Annotated in this window: 21 protein-coding genes; 1 reads left to right on the top strand and 20 read right to left on the bottom strand. The window is 34.3% G+C overall.

Annotated elements, in window-relative coordinates; translation table 11 throughout:
• Positions 1-48: 48 nt before the first annotated feature.
• The 18 genes from NNH57_RS11395 to NNH57_RS11310 form a co-directional block, all read right to left on the bottom strand.
• Positions 49-744 (bottom strand): formylglycine-generating enzyme family protein, encoded by a 696-nt coding sequence (locus tag NNH57_RS11395; RefSeq protein ID WP_074407634.1) that lies wholly within the window; start codon positions 742-744, stop codon positions 49-51.
• Positions 745-890: 146 nt separating this feature from the next.
• Positions 891-2,234, bottom strand: a complete 1,344-nt coding sequence (locus NNH57_RS11390; protein ID WP_108807358.1) for a hypothetical protein — start codon at positions 2,232-2,234, stop codon at positions 891-893.
• A gap of 454 nt (positions 2,235-2,688) precedes the next feature.
• Positions 2,689-4,254 carry a protein-tyrosine phosphatase family protein gene (locus tag NNH57_RS11385; RefSeq protein WP_108807357.1) on the bottom strand — a complete coding sequence of 522 codons (1,566 nt, stop codon included), beginning with the start codon at positions 4,252-4,254 and terminating at the stop codon, positions 2,689-2,691.
• A gap of 8 nt (positions 4,255-4,262) precedes the next feature.
• Positions 4,263-5,258 (bottom strand): nucleoside hydrolase, encoded by a 996-nt coding sequence (locus NNH57_RS11380; RefSeq protein WP_074407637.1) that lies wholly within the window; start codon positions 5,256-5,258, stop codon positions 4,263-4,265.
• Positions 5,259-5,623: 365 nt separating this feature from the next.
• Positions 5,624-7,048, bottom strand: a complete 1,425-nt coding sequence (locus NNH57_RS11375) for an SDR family oxidoreductase (protein ID WP_074407638.1) — start codon at positions 7,046-7,048, stop codon at positions 5,624-5,626.
• A gap of 99 nt (positions 7,049-7,147) precedes the next feature.
• On the bottom strand, positions 7,148-7,600 hold the full coding sequence (locus NNH57_RS11370) for a hypothetical protein (RefSeq protein WP_074407639.1): 453 nt from the start codon (positions 7,598-7,600) through the stop codon (positions 7,148-7,150).
• Positions 7,601-7,923: 323 nt separating this feature from the next.
• Complete coding sequence (aqpZ, locus tag NNH57_RS11365; RefSeq protein WP_074407640.1) at positions 7,924-8,610, bottom strand: aquaporin Z; 687 nt, start codon at positions 8,608-8,610, stop codon at positions 7,924-7,926.
• A gap of 480 nt (positions 8,611-9,090) precedes the next feature.
• Entirely contained in the window at positions 9,091-11,589 is a 2,499-nt protein-coding gene (locus tag NNH57_RS11360) for a zinc-dependent metalloprotease (protein WP_108807356.1), read from the bottom strand.
• A 410-nt stretch (positions 11,590-11,999) separates the two neighbouring features.
• Entirely contained in the window at positions 12,000-13,646 is a 1,647-nt protein-coding gene (locus tag NNH57_RS11355; protein ID WP_108807355.1) for a serine hydrolase domain-containing protein, read from the bottom strand.
• 76 nt (positions 13,647-13,722) lie between these two features.
• Positions 13,723-14,526: an AraC family transcriptional regulator gene (locus NNH57_RS11350; protein WP_108807354.1), complete on the bottom strand. Its 804-nt coding sequence runs from the start codon at positions 14,524-14,526 to the stop codon at positions 13,723-13,725.
• Between the two features lie 215 nt (positions 14,527-14,741).
• Complete coding sequence (locus NNH57_RS11345; RefSeq protein WP_108807353.1) at positions 14,742-15,329, bottom strand: hypothetical protein; 588 nt, start codon at positions 15,327-15,329, stop codon at positions 14,742-14,744.
• 319 nt (positions 15,330-15,648) lie between these two features.
• Positions 15,649-16,191 carry a DUF4287 domain-containing protein gene (locus NNH57_RS11340; protein WP_108807352.1) on the bottom strand — a complete coding sequence of 181 codons (543 nt, stop codon included), beginning with the start codon at positions 16,189-16,191 and terminating at the stop codon, positions 15,649-15,651.
• Between the two features lie 122 nt (positions 16,192-16,313).
• Complete coding sequence (locus tag NNH57_RS11335; protein WP_082994842.1) at positions 16,314-16,772, bottom strand: hypothetical protein; 459 nt, start codon at positions 16,770-16,772, stop codon at positions 16,314-16,316.
• A 288-nt stretch (positions 16,773-17,060) separates the two neighbouring features.
• A complete protein-coding gene (locus NNH57_RS11330) occupies positions 17,061-17,702 on the bottom strand; it encodes a hypothetical protein (protein WP_108807351.1) in 642 nt (213 codons plus the stop codon).
• A 188-nt stretch (positions 17,703-17,890) separates the two neighbouring features.
• Positions 17,891-18,589: a VOC family protein gene (locus NNH57_RS11325; protein WP_159099155.1), complete on the bottom strand. Its 699-nt coding sequence runs from the start codon at positions 18,587-18,589 to the stop codon at positions 17,891-17,893.
• 203 nt (positions 18,590-18,792) lie between these two features.
• Positions 18,793-19,707, bottom strand: coding sequence for a class A beta-lactamase, subclass A2 (gene bla, locus NNH57_RS11320; RefSeq protein ID WP_108807349.1), 915 nt, complete (start codon positions 19,705-19,707; stop codon positions 18,793-18,795).
• A 253-nt stretch (positions 19,708-19,960) separates the two neighbouring features.
• Complete coding sequence (locus NNH57_RS11315; RefSeq protein ID WP_132065918.1) at positions 19,961-21,220, bottom strand: hypothetical protein; 1,260 nt, start codon at positions 21,218-21,220, stop codon at positions 19,961-19,963.
• 563 nt (positions 21,221-21,783) lie between these two features.
• Entirely contained in the window at positions 21,784-22,272 is a 489-nt protein-coding gene (locus NNH57_RS11310; RefSeq protein ID WP_108807346.1) for a hypothetical protein, read from the bottom strand.
• Between the two features lie 333 nt (positions 22,273-22,605).
• Here NNH57_RS11310 and NNH57_RS11305 point away from each other — a divergent pair, with 333 nt between their 5' ends.
• Positions 22,606-22,893: a GIY-YIG nuclease family protein gene (locus NNH57_RS11305; protein ID WP_025668179.1), complete on the top strand. Its 288-nt coding sequence runs from the start codon at positions 22,606-22,608 to the stop codon at positions 22,891-22,893.
• Between the two features lie 261 nt (positions 22,894-23,154).
• Here NNH57_RS11305 and NNH57_RS11300 read toward each other — a convergent pair whose 3' ends face one another.
• Positions 23,155-23,460, bottom strand: a complete 306-nt coding sequence (locus NNH57_RS11300; RefSeq protein ID WP_132065920.1) for a hypothetical protein — start codon at positions 23,458-23,460, stop codon at positions 23,155-23,157.
• Between the two features lie 165 nt (positions 23,461-23,625).
• Positions 23,626-24,684 carry a GumC domain-containing protein gene (locus NNH57_RS11295; RefSeq protein ID WP_108807344.1) on the bottom strand — a complete coding sequence of 353 codons (1,059 nt, stop codon included), beginning with the start codon at positions 24,682-24,684 and terminating at the stop codon, positions 23,626-23,628.
• Positions 24,685-24,773 lie beyond the last annotated feature (89 nt).

Below are 24,773 nucleotides of genomic sequence, written 5' to 3'. Positions count from 1 at the left end.
AATTAATTTTATACGGTTATGGTACAGTGTTACCAAACGTAATTCTATTTATCTTAAATTTCTTGCAATCCGAAATCCAAGGTCGTCTATTTTATAGGCAGTAGGATGACTTCTTCTACGATTAGTTGCCAGGCAACCACGTGCTTCATCATTCCAACCACCCCCTTTAATTATCCGATAGGAACCATAAACAGTCTCATCATAAATATCCGAACACCATTCCCAAACATTTCCCAACATATCGTATAGCCCAAACGAATTAGGTTCTTTAATGCCAACTTCGTGCGTTTCCCCATTAGAGTTTGCTTTATACCATGAAATTGAATCAATCTCACCATATCTCGGGGCTGTCAATCCAGCTTTACAAGCATATTCCCATTCTGCATCGGTTGGAAGTCGATATCCGTTTGAATTTTTGTTAATTTTAAAATCTTTTTTAGTGTTATTAATCGAATAATAAGGTTTTAATCCAACTTTCTCAGAAAGGTCATTACAAAATATGACACAATCCAACCAGGAAACAGTTTCTACAGGTCTATTGTCTCCCTTAAATATACTTGGCCTTTGATTTGTTACCTCATGAAATAAATCCTGAGATACTAAATACTTTGACAAGTAAAATGAATTAATAGTCTCAACCCATTTTTGCTTTTTCCTATCATCTCGTAGTGATATTTTTCCGCTTGGAATTTCAACTATTAAATCAGATAATAGGTCTTCTATTTTTATTTGAGTTTTAATCATTTTTATTCTTAATCACCTCTTGTCTATTTTGTGTGTTCTCGTTTCTTATGTTTGTAAACAATTAAATATAATGACTAGAGTAATTATATTGCTTTTACATAAGTAACTAAAATAGTAAATCTATTTTTGGGGTGAGATAGTAAAATTCAAATAGGATCTGAATTTAATTTCTTTTCTATATATAAATGAAAGTCGATAAGCTCTTTTGATATTTTTGAAGCACTTATTAATTTATGTTTATATAGGTCACTACAATCACAGCATATAACATCAAATTTTTTCATAGCGTTATTATTCTGTAAACTTAAATCTGGTGATGATTGCAAAAATTCACCCTTTTGTTTCTCACATATTGAGCATTTATCAGTGTCTTTTTGTGCCGAACAGTTGTAGAGATCATTATGATATTCTATGATTTTTATCGACTTAAAATATCGTATAAAGTTCTGCGAAAAATAAATAGGAAATATATCATACGAATTAAGCAATTGTACTCTAAAAATAAAAAAAGACCAACTAAAATACTCAGCACTATGTTTTCCAAAGATTACTGATTTTAGCCCTCCTACATATCTAAAAACCCAAATTATACTAATAAAAAAAACTAATAGAGACATAAAAGTTACAGGATATGATATGTTATCAAAATTCAAGTTTGAAGCGATCTTAAAATTGGAAAAAAGGACAGAATAGAAAAATATTAGCAACAATGTAATTGGAAAAAATACAACTTGAATGACTTTTTTTGGAAATAACCACCCAGTACATAAATATTCTCTTTTAACTCTTTTGAACCTTTTTTTGAAAAAAGAATAGCGAATAGGAATATAAAGATCTAAAAGGCCCCAAAATCCATCATGTATTTTATCTAAAACTCTTTCAGAAAAACTCTTTTCAGGGGTATACATTAATCGCACAACATTTTTGAAGTAATTATCCTCTAAAGCATCTCTTAATTCAGGTTTTATCGACTTATATTTATAGGTATCTGGGATTCTAAATTTAAAATATATTTTTTGAATTGCGGTAAGTATTTTTAGCTTTGAATTTTCAAAATCTGCATTATTTAATCTAGCCATCATATATTCCCAGGTAAATAGAGTTAGATAAGAACCATCAGGGCAATCTGTTATTTTTATATTATCTAAGTGCGATTTATCATCTGTGCTTTCCCTTTTCTTAATTTCATCGGTCAATTCGACATATCCAACCTCTTGAGTTAGAAGTAGTATATATCCAACATAACGATTATGGGATTTGAACTTATACCATATAACTTCAAATAAAAATGTTATTGCAACCAAGCCACCTACAATAGCTCCTAATATAATTATACTATTATCTTCTTTTGGATTAAAAAATACTTTTGCTATTGCAACAGCTATTCCAGCAATACTAATAATAAATCCAATAAACTGAAGTATAGACTTTCTAATTGTATCTGCTTCACCTTTCAATAATTCATACTCTTTTTCAGAACCTTTATACATGTACTTTTAGTTTTTTTGAGTTAAAAAATATCTGTCAACGAAGTAGTATTTAATTAAAATACTACTCCTTGGTAAATAATTGTTTAGTAGGATTAAGGGATATTATTGCAGAATAAGAGGGACTGATAAAAAATAAAAATACAAGCAAAAGATGTGTAGAACTACATATGACCCTTATAATTATAAAGTCTGAATATTTGGACAATTGCAATACATACTTATAAATACTTTTATTTTTTAATCTTGTAAAAATACCACTACCTTTTTTAATATGGTTACGGGAAACCGCATGGTAAGCGATAAAGTTTTTTATAGAGATAAGAAGCGAGATATGAGTTTTTAAAAGAACCATTACCAGAATTAATTAGGTTTTGTTTGGCATAGTTAAACTTCACATCTCACTCCTTTGAATCAGTTAGATAATTAGTAATATCTATTAAAAGAGGTATGGCATCTATAAATTCACCGGGTTAGGAGAGGAAAAAGAAACCTGTGGCGAAAAATCATACCCACTTCCCTGGTTAGTCATTGTCACGTCTGTTACAATTCCATTAGTGATTTCGGCAGTGGCTGTAGCTGTCATTCCACCATTTGATGGAGCTTCGATAGTAATTACAGGTGGCTCGGTGTATCCGCAACCTCCTATTAAAATACCGATTTCTACTACAACTCCTGCTACCATGGTTGCATAGCCTTGGGCTACAAAATCCCAGGGATAGTGCGAAAATACATAAGCTTGTCCCGTATTTTTAATTGCCGGATCACCAGAGACTGCTTTTGAAGGTAGCTCTGTTACTGCAGTGCCGTGTAATGTATTGTAAATATTAAGAATCCCGTTATTGTATGTTGGGTTAGCTTGGGTACCGGCAACAAAACAACGTGATCGATTGGAATCTACTTCTTTACTTACGAAATCTTCACAATTGGTCACTAAGTTCCCTCCATAAGAAGCATTTAATTTATGAATAGTAGTACCCAAAATAAATGCATCAGTTAGCCCTAAGCCGTAATGGTGCATTAAGTACCCCGAAGAAATCATACCAGTACGGTCATGCCCACTAGAACAGTGAATATAATAAATCACAGGGATGGGGTTATGGTTTGCATCTTTATATGGTGAATCGGTTTTCATCCAGGTGCTAAGGTTTTTTATCATTTCTATATCTAATGCTGTAGAGGTTTCTGCAGGCTCAACATTCCAATTTGATACTTGTGCTTTCATCCCACTTGAGAATTTTTTTGGGGATGCCGGATACCATTTTTGATCTACCTGGCTTAGTTCTAATGCACCAAAGGTGCCTACTTCGGCAAGTAGTATTGGTAATTCACCATTTATATTATGACCTAAGAATGCAATATCGCGAAGAACATATTTTCCCATTTCGGGGAAATTATCTAAACCTGTTTGTAGTTGATACTTTGTTTTAAGACAATTATGCAAAGTATGAAAATCAATATCCTGGCACTTTAACCCTGGTTTCAATGGCTCATTTCCACGAAATAACATATTTCCATTTACATTCTTATCGAGCAAAAATACAAGCTCGCTATTTAAATTTGGCAATGTACTGGGCAAGCTAGACGGATTCTGATCGGTTGGAGATTGAATCGTAATGGTCGAACCAGTACGTTCACCCTGTCCACCATGAAAAATACTGTCGTTATCTGCAGTTTGAGCATCTGTCGACCACAACCAGTTTGTACCACCGGGCTTGAAATAGATGTGGCAATAAGACGGTGGATCAATCGGCTTATGTCCTGTTCTGGTTACCGGTTTATATTGAGTTTCGATTAAAGCATATACAAATTCCCCGTTCGAATAGACCGTAAAACTTTCTTTAGAATTCTTATTGCCGATTGTACCCGTATTGAATGTTTTGATGCTTTCGGTAGTACTAAATGATGCTCCCTTAGAAATAAGGGTGATAGTAACCTGGCTGGTTCCTGGTTTAAGGTCATAAGTTTGTTGGTAAACATATGAAGTGATGCTGGCAGACTTGTTTTCTTGTGTAATAGACATAGTGTTAGTTATTTAAAAATTAAGGTTTTAAGTTGTGCTACGTAATAGTCGTAAAACATATTTACGTTAATGCTTGATGCGATCTCGATGGTAGATTCTAGCGGTTCTATATCCGAAATAAATTCAACTTTCATCGTTCCTTGTTTCACGGGATCCGGGGAGGTATCTACTTCAACAAAAGCACTTTTAAAGGTGAACAGATCGGGCTTGCCAAGAAAAGATGTTGCGGCAGTATCCCAAAAGCTAAATCCATATTGAAAAGCTACTAATGCATACATCTGTGCAGCAAGGGATAGGGCAGGGAAGGTGTTGCTTTCTGGTAAAAAATACCTTCGAATGATTTCTCCCGATAGTGTAACGCTATTGGTAACATTAAGAGGAAACATTTTGATGTTAATACCCGAGTTTAATACTTCCTGAGTTGCTTGGGGATCCCAGTACACATTCCATTCTGCATTAGGGTTTGCCCCGGGAGCTATCCCGGTATCAATATTTCCAAAGGGCGTTTCTTCTGTAATGTAAACTCCTCCCATCCATACTATTTCTGAAACTTTACCTGCAAAATCAGGATCGTTCTTTAGTGCATTGGCGATATCGGTAACGGGAGAAAGGCAAAGCAAGGTTACAGGCGAGTTATTATTCTCGCGATATACTGTATCAACCATAGTCTCCAGAGGAAAATCCATTTGAGGTTCTGGGACGACTACATTCTCTTTGTATTGATTTACGACAGGAAAAAGATCAACCATTAATGAGTATTGACGATACGTCCAGGGGAATGGATTCCACCCTCTTGCGCCCGATACCGCAACATGCACATCCTTGATGTTGATGAGGTCGAGAAGTTTACTACTAACCTTTGCAGTTGGATAGCCCTGGCAGTCGGCATTAAGTACCATGATTCCTTTGATACTAATATTAGGCATTGATGCGGCAAAAAGAATTGACATTAATTCATCTGTAGCTCCGTCGTGAATAATAATTGTGTTTTTAGTTTGTATCATTTTTATTCGTTTACTGTTGTTAAATCGAAATTTGTATAATTATCCTTAATTCGTTTTGAGTTTTCGATGTATCTGCCCCCAGTCTATCGAAGGACTCAGAATAGGGCTATGGGGGATTGTTATAGTATAGGATATGTACCCTCTATGCATGTTTATACTTATTGTATATGTACTTGCACGTTTCTTCGTATTGCGATACTCATGTATGGCAATACTTTTTTAGTCTTTTAAAGTTACTACTACCTTTTCTAAATGAGTTACGGGAAACCACATGATAGTAGGAGGAAGTTTTTTGTATATAAGGAGGAATTAGGAGGGAGGTGTGAGGTTTTAGGTGTTGGGTTTTCTGCTATTATTACAGTTAGTTAGGTTTTGTTATGGGCAATTTCGTTAATTAACCCTGTAAAAATAAAGCCATGAAACGGGTATACAGCATACCAGTATAGTCTGCCGGCCAAGCCTAAGGGTCTAAATGTTGCCGTTTGGATCAGATTGTTACCTACTATTTTAAATTCGAGCCATGCTTCTCCCGGGAGTTTCATTTCTGCAAAAAGTAACAATCTTCCTTCTTGTTTATTTGCGTAGAGCACCCGCCAGAAGTCTAATGAGTCTCCTGCAGATATAGTAGATTGATTAGTGCGGCCTCTTCTTAATCCGACTCCTCCAAATAATTTATCCAAAAAACCACGGATTCTCCAAAGCCAGTTGCCGTAATACCATCCATTCTCACCCCCGATACTCCAGATTTTCTCTAGTGATGATTCGTAGTTTTCAATTTGTCGAATACGCTTGTCTTTAAAACATCCAAATTCTGGAACCGCTATAAATTCTGATATGTTACTGGTTATCTCACTACTAGAATAAGAATCTTTCCAGCTAGAAGCAATCTCATTATTTTTAATATTGTCAAATGCTCTTAATAAGGCTTCTTTGTAGGGTATAGGATGTATGTTTAGTAGGGTATTGATTTCATGATCTCGACATACAACTTCGACCTTCATGCTATCGACCAGGGATCTAGCCAGTTTGTAAGAAGTAGAGGTTACAAAATATAACCAATAAGAAGAAAGCCTTGGGGTCATTACAGGAACAGTCCAGATTCTTCTTTTTAAATTTCGAACTTTAGCAAAACCAAGAAGCATTTCTTTATACGATAGAATATCATCACAGCCAATATCAAAATTCCTGTTGTACGTTTCTTCTTTATGGATACATCCGATTAAAAAACGTTGTACATCTGCTATCCCTATGGGTTGACATTTGGTAAGAAGCCATTTTGGCGTAATCATAATAGGAAGTTTTTCTACCAAATCACGCATAATCTCAAAGGATGCACTGCCAGACCCAACAATGATTCCGGCCCTAAAGCACGTTAGATTGTAATTGCCTTTTCCTAGTTCTTCTTCAACGGTTTTTCTTGATAACAGATGTTTAGATAGGTTGGATTCATTGATAATACCACTTAAGTATATCACTTGTTTAACAGTTGTATTAGATAGTGCATTTCTAAAATTGACAGCAGATTTTTGTTCTAATGATTTATAATTGTCAGATGTCGACATCGAATGCACCAGATAATAGGCTACATCAATATCACCAGGGATTTTTGAAAGCGAGGGAGCGTCTAATAAATCAATTTCTAGTACAGAAATACTTGCGTTTAAGGACTGGGGAGGATGAAATCTAGAGGTGTCCCTTACGCAACATACTACATGATATCCTTTATTTACTAATAAAGGGAGGATTCGTTTACCGATGTAGCCTGTGGCACCTGTTAGGAGTATTTTCATTTATCTAAATAGAACTCATCTCAGGACATACATCCTGTATACTTGTTTGTACTCATGTATACCAATACTTTTGTTTTATTGGCGATTAGAGTGTTTTATCTAAAATACAATAATATATGTGATATAGGTTAGAAAAAGTAGTTGAATAACATTAATAAGTAACGCCATTTTAACACCCTGATGTTTTCTTTTTAAGCCTTTTTCCAAATCATTAATTTGACTATTGACATCTTGTTTTATTTCCTTTTTCTTACAGCTATTCGCGATGCCGTTAAAAGACCAAAAAGATTTTTTATAAGAATTTAAATACGGGGTTATGGTATACACCGTAATAAGTATCGAAAAAATAGAAAAAAGAAGTATTAAACTGGTGATCACTTTAAAAGGAGAAAGATGCAGAGGGGACACTAGTGTTGTTAATTCGCCTATGATGATTATGATACTAACAATAATCAATATGTTAAGAATTAAAATAAATACTCCTTTGGTATTGATTTCGGCATCATATCCAGAAAATCGTTCTATTGTTTTTATTTTTTTTTCGTAGCCCATTTTACATTTATTATTTATGATTAGCTAAATAGGGATGTTTTAAATGCGATTAGGTAAAGCTGTTAGTGTAACAGTACCTCAGTATCTCTTTTATAAAAGTACGACTACCTTTTTTAAAAAAGTTACGGGAAACCTCATGGTATCAGAATGATAGGTTCTCGATAGGTCCTGGTAAGCCTTTTGATTTATCCACACTATACCCTTCGGCTACGCTCAAGGTACATGAAGGGTATTCTCTCGGGATCGAGTGGTGCATATCATAAATAAACCCTTGCATAAATCATCATACAAGGGTTTTATTATAGGTTTATTGTGTTTTTTTGTTATGCTTCTTCGGGAGAAATAAATTTGTAGACCAATCCTGCTAAAATAGCTCCTATGATGGGGGCTACCCAAAATAACCATAGTTGCTCTATTGCCCAACCTCCTGCAAATAATGCCTGGCTTGTACTTCTGGCAGGATTTACCGAAGTATTGGTTACCGGTATACTTATAAGATGAATCAGGGTTAGCCCTAATCCTATGGCGAGGCCTGCAAAACCTTTGGGAGCTTTAGAATGAGTAGCGCCCAAAATAATAATCAAAAACATAAATGTCATTACGATTTCGGTTACTAAAGCCGCAAGCATAGAATAGCCACCCGGAGAATGATCATCATATCCATTGGCAGCAAATCCACCGATTTCGAATCCTGATTTTCCTGTAGCAATAAGGTATAAAATCCCTGCACCGGCAATACCACCCAATACCTGGGCAACAATATACGGTAGCAGTTCTTTTTTATCAAAACGGCCACCTATCCATAACCCAATAGATACAGCAGGATTAAGATGGCAACCCGAAATATGCCCAATGGCATAAGCCATGGTTACAACGGTTAAACCAAATGCGAGAGCAACCCCTGCAAATCCAATCCCTAACTCTGGGTATGCCGCCGCTAATACAGCACTTCCACACCCACCTAATACTAACCATAGGGTTCCAATAAATTCTGAAATTAATTTTTTCATGTTGTTTATTCTATTGTTGATGTTAATAATGAGGGTATGAATTATTACTAAGATACTTATCTTTCTTTTATAGGTTCTATTCTCGTATGATCTTTTCTTTTAATTTTCGGATTAAATGCAGAATAATAGGATAACTATAGTTTAATCACTCACTCTAAGGGGGCATATATAATCAATAACGTATACTCTGATTCCTTCGATATACTCAATAAAAATGTGACGTCACATCGAGTGCGTGAGGAACGAGCGTGTATCGAGATGCATTTGAAAACGATAGTAATTATTGATTCTCGATAGTCTTGATAATCTCTTCGACAGACCTGTCCTGAGTTTATCGAAGGGCTCAGGGCAGGCACGTCGAAGTACTATAATTTCCATTAGCATTACAACAAAGCATTCATTCGGTCAGATAGTACCTATTAAAAGAACCCCCTGCTTGATGATTCAAACAGGGGGATATATTATTACAGTTGTATTATCTTATTTCTTAGGATCGAGGATGGCGGTGATACGTTCTGCGATATCCTGCAGGTGATATTGTGTCATCCTATCTGATGTTCTGCCAATAGCATTTCTAACTGCTCGGCGTAGTGTATTTAATTCTGCACGTACTACTGCTCTAATATCACTTTGCGAGGCATTTACATTGGTTCGTACCACAAAGCGTCTTATATTCTCGGGGACCTTAGGCTGCTCTTTGGTCATTAAAAATTCTAAACGATCGATATACGCTCTTTGTAGATTACGACGATATACATCTATGGTACGACCGTTTCGCAATTCGCTCCATAGTCCTGATCGCAGTTCGGTCATCATATCGAGTAGAGTATAGGCTTCTTTATTGTTTAAAGCTTCATTCTCGATTAATCGTGCCATGCGCCCGTGATCCAATAGATTATTTAATGTTCTCACCTGGAAATTACGAATACGTTCTACATTTCCTGCAGATTCTATTTTATCAAAAATAGTCTTGTCGAGTAACCAATCCGGAGTATTAAACAATTGCTCGTGTAAAAATTTCATGGCACGCTTCTGATTCGCTTTGGTTACATGAGAATATACTGCTCCTTTTTGATCATAGGTTTTATAGTATTCATATACCCCACCAATATTAGAAGATACATGGCCCATATATCGATTAAACTGCCCTAATACCTGTCTGTACATCGTGCCCAAATCATCATAGTTTTTACCATCTTCGGCAGTCCATGTGATGAGGTTGGGTACAATTCTTTTTAGGTTTTTGATTCCGTAAGTACTGGCTAGTACGGCATCATCACCAAGATCTTCGGTTTGGGAGCTTGGATCTATAACTCCAAACTGTTGTTTTCCGAATCGATACATAGGATCATTTTGATGTTTGAGTATCCAGCTGTCCAGCGTCTTCTTCTCTTCTTCGGCAGTTGGGGTAAGTATGGGTCGATATCCCCATCGTATTGCATGCTTATCATAGATACCGATATTAGGCATTAAGGCGACATCACCATCTCCTGGTTGGGCCACATAGTTAAATCTTGCGTAATCCATTATCGATGGCGCTGTACCGTATTTCTTAGTGAAAACAGGATCTCTTAGAGATTCTACAGGATAAGCAACACTACTTCCCATATTATGTGGTAACCCCAGGGTGTGACCTACCTCGTGAGCAGATACAAACCGAATTAATCTTCCCATCACTTCATCCTTAAAAGCAACATTCTGCGCTTCTGGATTGATTGCTGCGGTTTGTACAAAAAACCAATTGCGCAATAAAGTCATTACATTATGATACCAGTTGATATCACTCTCCAGAATCTCTCCCGACCTGGGATCACTTACATGAGGCCCGTTGGCATTAGGGATTGGAGAGGCCAGGTAGCGCACTACAGAGTAGCGCACATCTTCTGGGCTCCAATCAGGATCTTCTTCTTCTGTAGGAGGATCTTTGGCGATAATAGCCTCTTTAAACCCAGCCTGTTCGAAGGCAACCTGCCAGTCTTCGATCCCTTGCTTAATATATGTTCTCCATTTTTTGGGGGTCGCGCGGTCAATATAGTATACGATTTGCTTTTTGGGCACTACCAGTTCTCCTCGTTTAAATTTTGCTAGATCTTCATCTTTTACCTCTAATCTCCATCGATCCAGATAACGTACTGTTTTACTTTCTTGTGCTTCTAATCCATAATCCGTTTGTCCACGGGCAAACCATCCTACTCGCTGATCAAAATATCGACGTCTCATAGGGGTTTTAGGAAGCAGAATCATAGAATTACTCATTTCTAATGAGATAGACTCTGTACTGGCATTAGAAGGTGGTTCGGCAGCACTATACGTTTTTACATGACGGGTTTCGATATTTAGTGGGTAGCTTCTTATTGTATCGATATACGATCGGGCGGCATCTAACTTTGAAATCTTATACTGTTTTCGTCTACTACCAGGAAATCCTAGAGGTTTTACGTCTTTTTTAAACAGATCGGTAACCTCGATCACCGTTGCATTCTTTACGGCATTAGTAGAATCTTTATAAAATGCTTTAATCGGAAATGCATATAATACCGGTTCGAAATTAGAATTCTCTACAGCTTCATGAATCGGTAAAGAATCTGAAGCGAAGATCTGATGGGATACAACGCGAAGTAATATCTGCTTGTTTTTTCGTTGCCAGCGTAATACCTGGGTGTTTTGTTTTCCACCACCAAAACCAATTCCTGTAGCGGTTTTGGCAATACGCGTTACCATAAGCATCTCTCGATTAAACAACGAATCCGGAATTTCATAATAGTATTTACTGTCTATATTATGAACGGTAAATAAACCTTTGTCGGTTTTGGCCTTTTCGGTAATGACTTCGCTATACGGCTTAATCGTATCTTTGTCTTTACCTGGTTTTTTGGCATTGGCCGTAGGGGTTTTTCCTTTTTTGGGTTGAAGAACAGAACAACCACTAGTAGTGATTACGACTATACATAGAAGCAATCTAAATGTATTTTTGAGCATGTGAAGAATTTTTAATCGGCGGAAGGTAATAAAATAAGAAACCGACATATGTGAAAGTAAGGTTAAAGGTAGATTGATAGAGAGCCTAACCTCTGTTAATTGTGAATTTATTATGAATTTTGTTGTTGTTTACATCTTTAAAATATATATCGTACCCTGAGCCCTTCGATAAACTCAGGACAGGCGCGCCGAAGGGAACGGTACAACTTGTCACCCCAGACTTGATCTGGGGTCCACTTTTGGAAATGCGATTCTGGATTCTGGATCAAGTTTAGAATTATAGGATATCTATAGTACGGTACATGTTTTTGATTTCCTCGGGATCGAGTGCGTGTACACCTCGGTACATAGGCCGAAATGCATTTTAATACTATTCTCAATTGATTAATACTTTGTTATGTGCTGGTCTTTTAATTTAACAGTGCAGGAAGAATATACTTTGCAAATATTTCCCGTGATTGATTACCTTTCCTATTCCTATAATTTCCTGCTGTTATTACAACTACGGATTCCAGCGCTGGAACTATAAAAATAAATTGCCCTCCGGCACCTCGTGCTTCAATAGATGTAATTGCCTCTTCATTGATGATATAGGTGTCATGCCACCATAGGTAGCCATATTGATTTTTATCTCTTCTATCCTGCAATCTTGTATGTTTCTTGAAAGACTCTCTTATCCAATTTTCTGAAATAATTCGTTTGCTATTCCATACACCTTCATTTAGATAAAGTTGCCCAAATTTCAACATATCCCTTGGGGTTAAATGAAACCCACCTCCAAAATAAGGTATAGCTTTTGTATCGTCGGTATTCAATATGTAATTTGTAATTCCCAGAGGTGAGAAAAGCTTATCAGCCATATAAAATTCTAAGGGTACGTCTAATCGATTACTTAAATAAACGCCTAGTAAAAATGGGTTTGCAGACCCATAATCGGCATAAGTTCCAGGGACCTTTACCATAAGTGCTTCAAGTACTGTTTTTAACCAATTATTTGATTCTTGGTAGTACTCTTCATATGCTTTGTTATTTACGTCTAATCCAGAACTCATCGTTAATAAGTCTTTGATGGTAATTTTAGATTTTAAGGAATCTTTTGTATACTGATATGCTTGAGGGATAAAATCATATAGTTTTTTGTCGACACTCTCTATAATTTTATCATCAATGGCTATACCGATGATGGCAGATGAGATACTTTTTGAGGCAGAACGCATACCGTGCGGAATGTTAACATTGAAGCCTGCAAAATATTTTTCATAAGTGATCTTACCATTTTTTGCAATAAGTATTCCCTCTATTCCGACTAGACTATCATTACGAATGCCTTCTTCCATTTTTTGTAGTACTAATCGATTTTTTGATAACTCCCAGCCGTCGTTTATTTGAGAATTTTCATTTATTGAAGTATCCTTTTTATGCTTTATGCTTTTTTTAAATGATGTTTTTGTAATAAAATTCCCTTCCAGACTAATATTTAATACAACTTCAGAGGGTTTTAATTGCCCGTCAAATTCAAGCCCTGTATTAGAATCTGTAAATGAAATAGAATTATTCTTTTTCTTAAAATTATTGCACCAGAGATTTCCAAGAATTGGGTAAGCTCGATATTCATCATCAGATCCACCGCCTTCTTTTATCGTTAAACGCAAAGATTGAGGCTGTAGATAATGAATTATCGATAGATTCCACTTTCCTTCAAAATGATCTCCTTTTTTATAGAGTTTAGCAGGGTACAAATACCGCTTTGATTTAATAAAACCGTTTATTTCTGATTGCCCGTCATTAACGATTCCACTAAAAATAAGGTTATCACCTAATGCAAGATTGATTCTGTTATCAAATTTGAATTTTTTCGTTATAATTTCTTTGTTATTTGAAAGTGTAAAAACGGCATCTTCTTCACTCAGTTTTTTAACGATTATGTCTAGATTAAGGGCATCTTTGTTCGTTGTTTTTCCTTCCCATTCTCCTATAAAATCTACTATATTTTGTTGAGCACAGCTTGTAAAAAATGAGAAACATAACAAGAGTGATAACGTTAAATTTTTAAACATAATTTAAGTTTTAATTGAGTTCAAAAGTAACATATCGATATTTACAAAAATTGTATCAGATTAACATTGCTATTTTTTATGTAATTCTTTTTCGGTAGAAACTGGGATTCATATTAAAATGGGATTTAAAGACACGGTTAAAATGGCTTTGATCAGAAAAACCTGTTTGATATGCAATTTTAGTCAACGAGTTACTTGGGTCGAGCAGTAGAGGTATAGCTTTTTTTAATTTATGTTGCCTTACATACTCTCCAAGACTTGTAGAGAGATATTTTGGTGCTGCCCTTGAGATATGAACGGGATGTACTCCTAGTTGATCAGAAAGGTATTGTAAGCTAAGGTTTGAATTATCGAAATGAAGTAATTCTTTTAGATCATTTATCCAGTTTGGGATATTTTTGAGATTGGTTTCTATTAATCCACTTAATGCTTCACAAATTTGTAATAATAGAACTTCTACAGAAACCTCGCTGTATTGATCAGAGTTTATAAATTCATAATATAATTTTGCAAAAAGAAAATGTACTTGTGGGTTTTGAATTAATAGACTCCCTTCAAGTAAATCCAAATCTATCCCATTAGTATCTAACCATTTTTTTTGAAATTCTAAATGAAAACCATTAGCATTTTTAGAATGTTTAGAGCCATAATGAACTTCTTGCCAATTATTAAACATTAAGCTTCCTGATGGGCACAAGGTCTTCACGTTCTTATTACAATCCATCATATCACCATTTAGAATATACCAGAAATATGGGTTTTCGTGGTAGTGCCAGTCTGTTCTGTCTTTTTTATAATCGTATTGCGATAGCAGAATCCCGCCAAATGATTTTTCAGAATCCTTTATTCCATAATATTTTCCCTTAGTTAATATCTTCATTCTAAGTCGGGCTTGTACATTACGTTTATTATTTATGTCGTAACAGAGTAAAGTTACAAAACCATCGACAAATCTGTGTTTTTATGTAATATAACACTCACATTTATTATTTTATGTGGCGATGAGTATTGTGTTGTACAGATTGCAAATGTGCGTTGTCGGGTATTGATAAATGTATTTAGAATTTCCAGGCGATTTCTGTTTGTTCTATTTAATTATTGAAATGTATAATTCGATATTTTGTTTAAAGCAACAATATATTCATTAACATTTTGATAATTATGATGGCCTTTATAGGTGGCATAGGTTGTACCTTTTGGAAAGGTTAATACAGATTTGTTATCCAACCCTGTATTTAATAATGTTCCATATCCAAGTTTATCATTAGCCATTGCAGCCAAAAATTTAGTGGGCATCTTTGTCGATCCCACGTATGCAAATATTGCCTCTTCTTTTTTCGATATTCTAAGAGTATTTTTTAATGTGCCCGAGGAAACAATGGGATTTGAACCTAGACTGGTAAATTTGATTATAGACCCTTTGGATATAATCTCTTCTCCTGTTTCCCAGACTAGATCATTTTCGTCTGCACCAAAACGATTTCCATTCCATTCAGAATCTGTAAAATGAATTGATGTTTTTGGAGGTATATTAATAAAAGTTATAATTTCGAAACTATCATTATTAGCATTAAATCCAACAAATGCAATATCTCCAGATTTTAATTTAGTAGAATTTTCTGACAGAAAAATTAAAATTATTAATGTCAAAATCATTCCATAAATAAGTCTATTGCCTTTCACCTCTTATAATTTTAGTTTAAGATAAAAGTATTTTATAATTAACTCAATTACATTAATTTCTGGTTACCTAATTGAAAATGAAATGTTAATTTTTCTTTTAATGAAATTTTAAATACCTAAGGTAGATTGTCTTATGTCGAATTCACGTTTAAACGGTATTGATCGAACTTTTATATGTTGTGCTAACAACAGAATATATGTATTAGTACACTCACGCCTATTAAGGCTTGTATTAATAAGGCGTTGAGTATTATATTATAAGGATTGCAAATGCGCGCTTTCGGGTTAGGCCTATGCTTTAGTATTGTCGTACCCGGTTTTATATTGATTTTTCATAAGCTTCAGATATCCAGTTTTTTAATTCTTTGTCAATTTCTGATTCTTCGGATAGCCGAACTCTATGAGTGCACATTGTACCGAATGGCCCCGAGTTTTCAAGTCTATCTGTAGTTGGTTTGTCTTTTAGTTTAAATCCTAAGTCAATTCTTGTTTTGGTAGCCGGCTTAATTAAAACGAATTGCCTTTTTCTAATAATACTAACACTTCCTTTTTTAGGGGTAATGGTTACATCAGAGCCTAATGATGTAACATAGTCAATTAGTTTCTTATACATTGGAATCAGATTTTCTTTCCCTTTATATTGGGCGCCCACTAAATCATCAGGAGAGTTATTTTCTTCTTTGGATAAAGTAACAATTGTATTAGCAAACCCATGAGTCAAATTATGCTCTGTCTTTAAAAAATTAACCCCTTCAGAATGTTTAGTGAAGGACTTTTCTTTAAGAATTGCTTTCCATTCATCTAATGACTTACCTGTTTTTTCAGGCATGTTGTCAATCATAGTTTGTAATGCTTTATCCATTTTTAATCTATTAGTTACATTAGTTACAACAAATAGTATGTGTATACCAGTACATGTATACTCGTTTGTATTTTTTTATCAATTGTTTACAAACGCTTTATTTGTTTAATTACCCAAAGCTACTATTTATTCTTTCTAATATATTTTTCTACAACATACCTTTTTATGTTAGCTTCTTTTACTTCCTCTAGCCCATATTGTATAAGAGTATCTCCTTTTATTTCTATGGTAAATGGAAATTTGTGACCTCTTACAGCTTCTACCGCACAATATTGTAATGTTTCTGTATAGGTATTTCCTTCTAGAGTATAGGTTCCTCCGCCTCCATAAAAACCATCTGGGTTGGTATGATCTTGATTAAAAAATGCAAAATGATCCTTACCGATGATTTTTATAAAATCTGATGAGGTCATGTCTTTAATTTTTACAGAATCTCCTTCTTTGATCTCTCCATACACCATTTTCCATGCTCCTTCTATTTTTTTGATCTCTTTAGGTTTTGATAGGGTTGGGGCGGTTTCGTTTTTGTTGCAGGTCATAAAAATAAACGAACAGGCCACTAGTATAATTTGGTTTCTCATAACATGTTGATTGATGCCGATAAAGTTAATTTTATTTTGGGAATTAATTTATACTTAATGTATATCATAATACTCGCACTTGTCAAGGTTTTTATCTAGACGATGTGTTATTGTATTACACGGATTTCAAATCCGCGCTTTCGGATTTAAATAATATCTATTTCCTCAATCAAAACCCTAAGATTGATATAAAGATCAGTGTTATAGTGTTGCCTGCTGTTTTGTGTTAAAGCTTCTCTGTTTATCACTTAGCTATTATGAATGCATATATCTTGTTGCAACCAGTTTTTAATTCAACCAATATTCCAATTCAACATCAAGATAAAATGGTCCATAAGATATCTGAACTTCTCTAGCTCCACTTTTTGGAATTAAAAATGAAATATAAATTTTATCAACTACCGAGTCAATTAACGTTTCTATTTTTAAATAATTTTCAATTACGACACCTTGGTTTTTAGCCATCTTTTCAATTCTTTTTGATTTTCTAATTGCGCGTTTATTTCCTATACAACCTAATACAGCAGTGTATTTTCGTGGAAGAATCGTATCAATTTTGTGCTTTCTATTACTTGCTTCAACAAAATTGTCGTAATCATCGAAACTCACTCCCCATTCTTTTAAATTATTCAAATAAGTGAATATTCTTCCATTTGAAAAACGATATTCTTCAATAATTCCAAACGTATTCTCTTTAAAATTATAACCTTCTACTATTTTGATAACTCCTTTTGTGGAATCTATTCTTTTTTGTGTCTGATACTTTTGCCTGTTTAGAATTATAGATTTAAAATAGTTAAACTGTTCTCTTGTTAAATCAAGTTTAATTGTATTTAAAACATTATAAGTTTTCTCATTCCAATTTTTAATTGATTGTGAAAATGATATAATTGGGATAAAAATGATTATTAATATCAAATTTCTATTCATATCTCGAGTAATGACAAATTATATTGTCAATTATTATCAAAAATTGATCCGTTTATGTATATCATAATACTCCCGCTTGTCAAGGTTTTTATCTAGACGATGTGTTATTGTATTACACGGATTTCAAATCCGCGCTTTCGGATATTGCACAGATTTCAAATCGCGCAGTGGGGTATTGTTATGTATAGTTATTTAAATGTTACCTCTCCTTTTGGGGTCTTAATGGTTACTTTAAGTTGCGTTGTATCTCCATCTTCCATCTTCATGAATTGAATCGTTGATTTGTTCTTCAACAAAATGTCTGTTATATCCTTTTTATGCGGAGTTTTAATTTGAAATTCTTTCAAAAAACAAAGGGTGTTCTTTTGAACCGAAGGATGAGTTGTTTTATCAGACCAACTTATAAAGAAAGGATTAATGTTTAGCCCTGGATTAGTTATCCGTAACAACTTCCATTTCAATTCCTCTCCGTTGGGTTTATTTCTTGACCAATTTTCAATTCCTTTGGTTTCAAATTGAGAGTCTACGATTGTTTTCTCCAGAAATTCTATGGTATCGGTAGCTATTGCAAAACCAATAGGTTTTAAAACATTCATATTTTTAAAAAATTCAGGAATTGTGTCCAATTCATTCTTTGGTGCCAGGATTTCAATATAAATCATATCGCCCATGGGTATTATAGCATTATGAGTATAACTGTTTGGATGCCCTCCTCCATATACGGCTTTTACCCCGGTTAATTCCTCAAATTGTTTAATGCCCAAATCAAGGTCGTTTATGGCCAGTATGATATGGTCTATTTGCATATTGTTCACTTCTTTTTTTGCACATCCTACTACTATCAATACTACAATGCAAAAAGCAAAATAGGGATATTTTCTTTTCATTTTGATCATAATTATTCAGAATGATGATATATGCATACGGGTATACATATATCTGTTTATAGGTGTTTATAATTGTTTACGTATATCATAAAACTCCCGCCTGTCAAGGTTTTTATCTAGACGATGTGTTATTGTATTGCACAGATTGCAAATCTGCGCTGTCGGGTTTCAATACATTTTTACACACTGCTAGCGATTGTTTATTATTTCGTCTGTATAGTGTAAAAATCATAAGTAGCTTTTGCAATATCCGCTATAATTTTCTGGTTTGTTTTAAAATTTTCTTGCGAATCTGTTACAAAAACACTGATGATAAAGTACTTCCCATCTGGCAAAAAGACTATTCCAATATTGTTTACTGCAGCGGTAATCCCAGTTTCTTTATTTGTACCAGACCAACCTGTCTTGTGGGCAACAATTGTTTCCTTAGGTAGTTGCCCTCTTATTCTACCTTTTCCTGTTGTTGTTTCTTTATTAGTTTTCCAAAAAAAATCATAACTGCTTTTTGAAAGTAAGTTATTTTTATTCTCAAAAAATATTTTAAGTGTTTCACTTGCAGCATTCGGGGTTGTCCAATTTTGGAACATATTTTCCCACTTTGCTTGCAATCCTTCTTCGTTAAAAGTAATCTGGATATCTTCTATACCACTCTTTTTAATGTATTGTTCAACCGTTTTAGGTGTTCCGATAAGTCGTATTAAAATATCACAGGCTGTATTGTCGCTGTGAGAAACTGTGTATTGAATTAATCTTTCAATTGTAAAGCTACCTCCATTTGGGTTTTCATCTCTAAGTGGGCTCCAAAAGTCTTCAGGTAAAAGTTCATCTTTATCTATTTCTACTATTTGATCCAATGACAATGTTCCCTTATCAACTTCTGACAAAACGGCTAATGCAATATGGAATTTAAACACACTTTGCATTGGAAATCGTTTATCTCCGTCCAGAGAAAGAGTATCTTTCCCATCATTTCCGATTATTGAAACCCCAACTACCGCATTTTTGTCAGATACGATTTGCTCAATTTTTTTTCGTAGTAAATCAGTTTTGCTGTTTGGTGTCGTGCAACTTATTAAAAGTAATAATAGTAAAGCTGTTAATTGAAATAGTCTATTCATTCTTTATTTTCTTTTAGTCTTTTTACGTTTTTGTCTTCAAGAAATGTCACCAACAATAGTATATGCACCAGTACACATATACACATGTGTAGGTGTTTATAATTGTTTAATTACCCAAAGCTACTATTATCTTTTTGATATAGCAATGGTAATGTATATGGCAGGGAAAAACTTTTTTATTTGCGTATCGTTATCGAATTATAAATCCACGCTGTCGGGTTTGAATTGTACAACCCATTCCAAAAATTTCAATTTAGTTTTTATAATCTCTAATATCCTCTGTAGCAGCTGTAAGAGTTTTCATGAGAACAGAATCATATCTATAAAGTAGCTTTTTGAATTTCTTATCGTCTACCTTAATTTTTCCATTGTAAATAGCCTTTTTAAGAGGCCTTAAATCCAAGAGAGTCCAAAGGTTTTCTTCCTGATGCTTAAATAATTTCTCATATTCTGGAACATATTTTAAGCGATCAATTTTTTCTCCACTACTTCTAATATAATATCTGCCAGCAAGGGCAAGATTAAAACTCTTGGAATTATTTAATATTGATAATTCATATAAAGTATTTCCAATATCATAAATAGCTAAAGGATTTTTTCCATAAACAGTATGCATACTACCCATTTTTAAGATCATTTTTGGATTAGGCTCCTTTAATAAAGCCTTTTTATAATAGTCAAAAAAGTAATGTTTCATCATAATCGCTCTGGAGTTATTACTTTCGAAGTATTGTTTTGTTGGACCATTTCCGTAAGCATATATTTTCCAACTTTTTTCTAACTCTGTCAATAGCGTAGTAACCTCATTATCTACTCCTTTTGATTCAGCAATAAACTCAAGAATATGTTTATCTTTCAATAAAAGATTAAATTTAGATTTTGATTTCGTAGTAAGATGCTTTAATAAAGATGCGCGAGCTTCTTTATAGATCTTTTCATAGCTTTTTGAATTGTTTTTTAATTTTTTTGTCTTATTAAAAATATCATCAAATAAAAAGGGAGCTGCATATACAAACTCTTGATCGATTCCCCAGATATTATACCCATTAGTTATAGCAATTTCTAGCATTCTAACTTCATCAATCCCATCAAAAAAGGGAATTGGATTTGTTAAATCATCTGGATTATACTTTTTATAAAAATTGGATAAAGAATCAATACCATTTTTTTGCTTAATAATAGATAGCAATTTTTTTTTGCTAAAAGGACCAATCTCAACAGCAAAGTTGTTGTATCCCTTAGGCTTTAGTAAGTTAAGAATAGCAGAAGTAAATTCGGGAGTCTCTTTATTTCCGTGTAACTCACCAATCATAAAAAATTGAGAATTTTCGGCTTCTCTTTTAAGAAAATCTTTTCCATTTCCAATAATTTCATTGTTTACAATTTTGAAAGTATATGTATTTAACTGAATAATCGAGTCAATAGAATACTCATTTTGTGCAAACGACTTTCTTGAAGCAAAACAAACAAGCAACAGAATAACAAAAAATAAAAATTTTCTAATATTTTTCATGATAATAGTTTTTATCATGATGGGATAATATGACAAATGTTACAGTTTACTTAAAAATTAAGATTTAATGCATTGTCTTTTTCTACGCTAAAAAAAAGAGATGATTAATCTTTAATTATTGCCAACAATGATATATGCATACCAGTACCCTGAGGTGTCATCCTGAGCCCTTCGATAAGGCCTGTCCTGAGTTTATCGAAGGGCTCAGGACAGGCCTTGTCGAAGTACTCTCGAAGGGTACACAACCCATGTCAACAAGGGGGTATCCCCTTGTCGATATGGGGGGTACCCTATCAAAAGGTGGTTCGAGCTGATATTTTAACGTTTCGAAGGGTGATGATGACCCTTCGAAGTGATACGATCAGGGGTCGAGCTGATATCCTATGGCCCAGAGGGCTTGGCAGGAGGGGTAAAAGCGATACCTTTTGGGGGTCGAGGCCATAAAGGGAGCCTTCGAAGGACCTCGGTAACGCTTCGAAGGGTGTCTTTAAGAGGTAACTAGGACAAAACAACAGCACCAGCCGTTATGGCTGGTGCTATTTTGATACGATTTGGATAGTGATTTATAGTTCTGTATCGGGCGTATCGGGTGTGATTCCTCCACTTTTTTTAAAAAGGACTTTCATATCCTGATACACCGATTTGGCACCGGGTTCGTTCTCGCCAGCCAGAAAACGCATCATACGATAAAAACTTAATGCATTAGAGTAATTGTCATAGTCTAATAAGGTTTTGGTATCGACTAACTGCTGGGAGAGGTTTTCTAATAACTGTACGTGGGTTTCTATCTGTTGGCGGGTACTATAATCGCGATCAAACTCTTCTTTATCCAAAAAATTAGGAATCCAGCTAGGATGCTGCTCCATATAGTTTTTGGCTTTGTCTACAATAAGTTTGTTTTGATTGGCAATACGCCCGTATTGTGCCCGTTGCTCGGGGGTAAGGTTTACCGTTTTACCCGCCAGTACTTCTCGTATGGTTGCTATCCCCTGGGTTAATTTGTTTAATTCGTCTTCTGTAAAGGTTACACTAATTAAATTTTCTAATGCCATTCTTACTATATTTTTTTAGTTAATAAATATTTATAGCACAAGAATATAGTACGCCAGTTTCATTTTTCGGAACTGAGATTTTTTTAAGAAAGGTTTAGCTAACTTTTTGATTTTGTTAGGATTGTACCCTTCGGCTACGCTCAGGGTACGTATAACACAAACGCTACGTCACAACTTGTCCCGAATTTTCCTCGGGATCGAGTGCGTGAGGAACGAGCGTGTATCGAGATGCATTTGAAAACGATAATATGATGAGTTCTCGATAGTTCTGTTAAGCTAGTTCTCGATACAATTTTTCTTCATTACATTACAAAAAACCATATATTTATGACAATGAAATTATCTTATGTCTATATCTTAAAATGCTCTGATGATTCCTATTATACAGGAGTTACATCAAATTTAAATCAACGACTGTTTCAACACTCATCAGGCTTTTATAAAGATTGTTATACATATAAAAGAAGACCTGTTGAATTAGTTTTTAAATGTGAGTTTACAAATATCACTATGGCAATAGATACAGAAAAACAGATTAAAAAATGGTCAAGAGCTAAGAAAGAAGCTTTAATAAACAATGATTATGATGCTCTTCCTAACCTTGCTAAAAAGAGTTTTTGATATTAAAAAGGTTCTCGATAGTTCTGCTGAGCTGGTTCTCGATACAATTTTTCTCCATTACATTACGAAAAACCACTCGAACAGACGAGCTAACACGCTACGTTACAACACAAACGCTACGTCATAGTTTATCCCGAATTTTCCTCGGGATCGAGTGTTTTTTTGAAGCATAGCGTATAAAAAATGTACTTCGGCAAGCTCAGCAGAGCTATCGAGACGCAATTAAAAACGATAGTAACGATTGGTTCTCAAAGGGTACAATCACACCAATTCTATAAGATATTTTAACCGGTGGTAACACTCTTTTGCCAGGGGGCGTAACGATTCTCCCATGGGGGTGATGTCATAATCGGTAGCCATACTCATAAAAGCCGCATAGGTCTCGGCCAGGTAGTCGTTTTTTTTCTCACTGGGGATATGCATAAGCTGGTATATGATCTCCAGTATCTCTAGATGGTGTGTATTTGATCCCTCTAATCCCAATTGCGCTAAGCCGTATACCAATTGGCAATGTTTAAGATCTTGTTTTATCAAATCGATGATAAGCTGCTCATTGTTTTGGTGCATAGTATCTGTTTTTGTGACAAAACAAATATCAGCCAATCACATCATATTCTTGTCATACAAAAAGTTGACAAGGTGTTTTTATTTACTGATTGGGTATTGTATGGTGCGGATTGTGAATCTGAGTTATCGGGTTGGAAATCCGCTTTTCGAGTATAGTTTTTATATTTAGCTTTTGACGTGTTTTACTACTTCTCCAAGATTTTTTAAACTTTCTATAATTGGACCATTATCATTATGTGATTTACTATCTAATGATTCACTTGGGTTTAAAGATACAACATCAATAACAAGCTTTAATACTGACTCATTCAATTTCTTTCCTAATACAGTATCTCCAAGTTCCTCTACTTCTTCTTTTAATCCATAATAGATTTTGGCAACATCTTCCTTGAAAGCATATTCTTGCTGTAGTCTTTTGTTTTGACTTCTTTGCTTACTTGAATAAATGGCTAACCAAATTGCACCACCAATAAAGGGTAAGTTTCCCAAAGTATATTTCCACATGTCTTTAAATTCATAATTAGCGTTTATAAAACCCCAAACCGATAGGCTCATTATTGAAATAATTGAAGCAACAAACAGTATCATCCATATATAATTTGAAATTATAAATGAATCTTTATGTTCTTTAAAAGCTTTTGCTAAGGCAACGGTACTAGCTCCTTTTAATAACCCTTCTATTTTAGTAAATAATTCATCTTGTTTTTTCTCGTTCTTCTCTAGAAAGACATTTAGTTTTTCTTGACTCTCTTTAATGGTATTTTGAAGATGATTTTTTAGACTGTCAATTTTATGATCTAGTCCTTTTATTTCATTACCTTCTTCATCTTCCGTTCCAAATAATTCATCTTTGTAATCGTCCACCTGCTTCTTTAGCTCATCGATTTCGGTTTTGTAACTCTTAAACTTGTCTACATATCCCTCAATCTCTTCTGAAACAATTTCTCCCTCATCATTTATTTCGAAATTTGTAGTATAAAAATTGGATACTTCTTCGAGTTTAACCTGTAATTCTGATTCTTGTTGTTCTAAAGATGCAATATTTTCATTAAGAATACTTATTTCATCAGTTAAAGAAATTTTTAGATCATTTATTTCAGAAATAGTATTCTCAGAATCGTCCTTAAAACTATCCAAAGCTATTTTTGCATCATCTTGAAAAATATTTATGAATCTTTGTAAGTATCCTTTTTCTCCTCTTTTTAGTTCTGGTTCTTTTGCCATTTTATTCTATTTGATTAATCCTAATATAACACTCAATGTATGAATCTGTAGCTTTGAATTGTGTAGCTGGCTTTACTCGATTATGATTC

This window comes from Aquimarina spinulae (genome assembly GCF_943373825.1).
Lineage (GTDB): Bacteria > Bacteroidota > Bacteroidia > Flavobacteriales > Flavobacteriaceae > Aquimarina > Aquimarina spinulae.
Note: the sequence above shows the minus strand (reverse complement) of the source record. Positions and strands in the feature narration are given on the sequence as shown.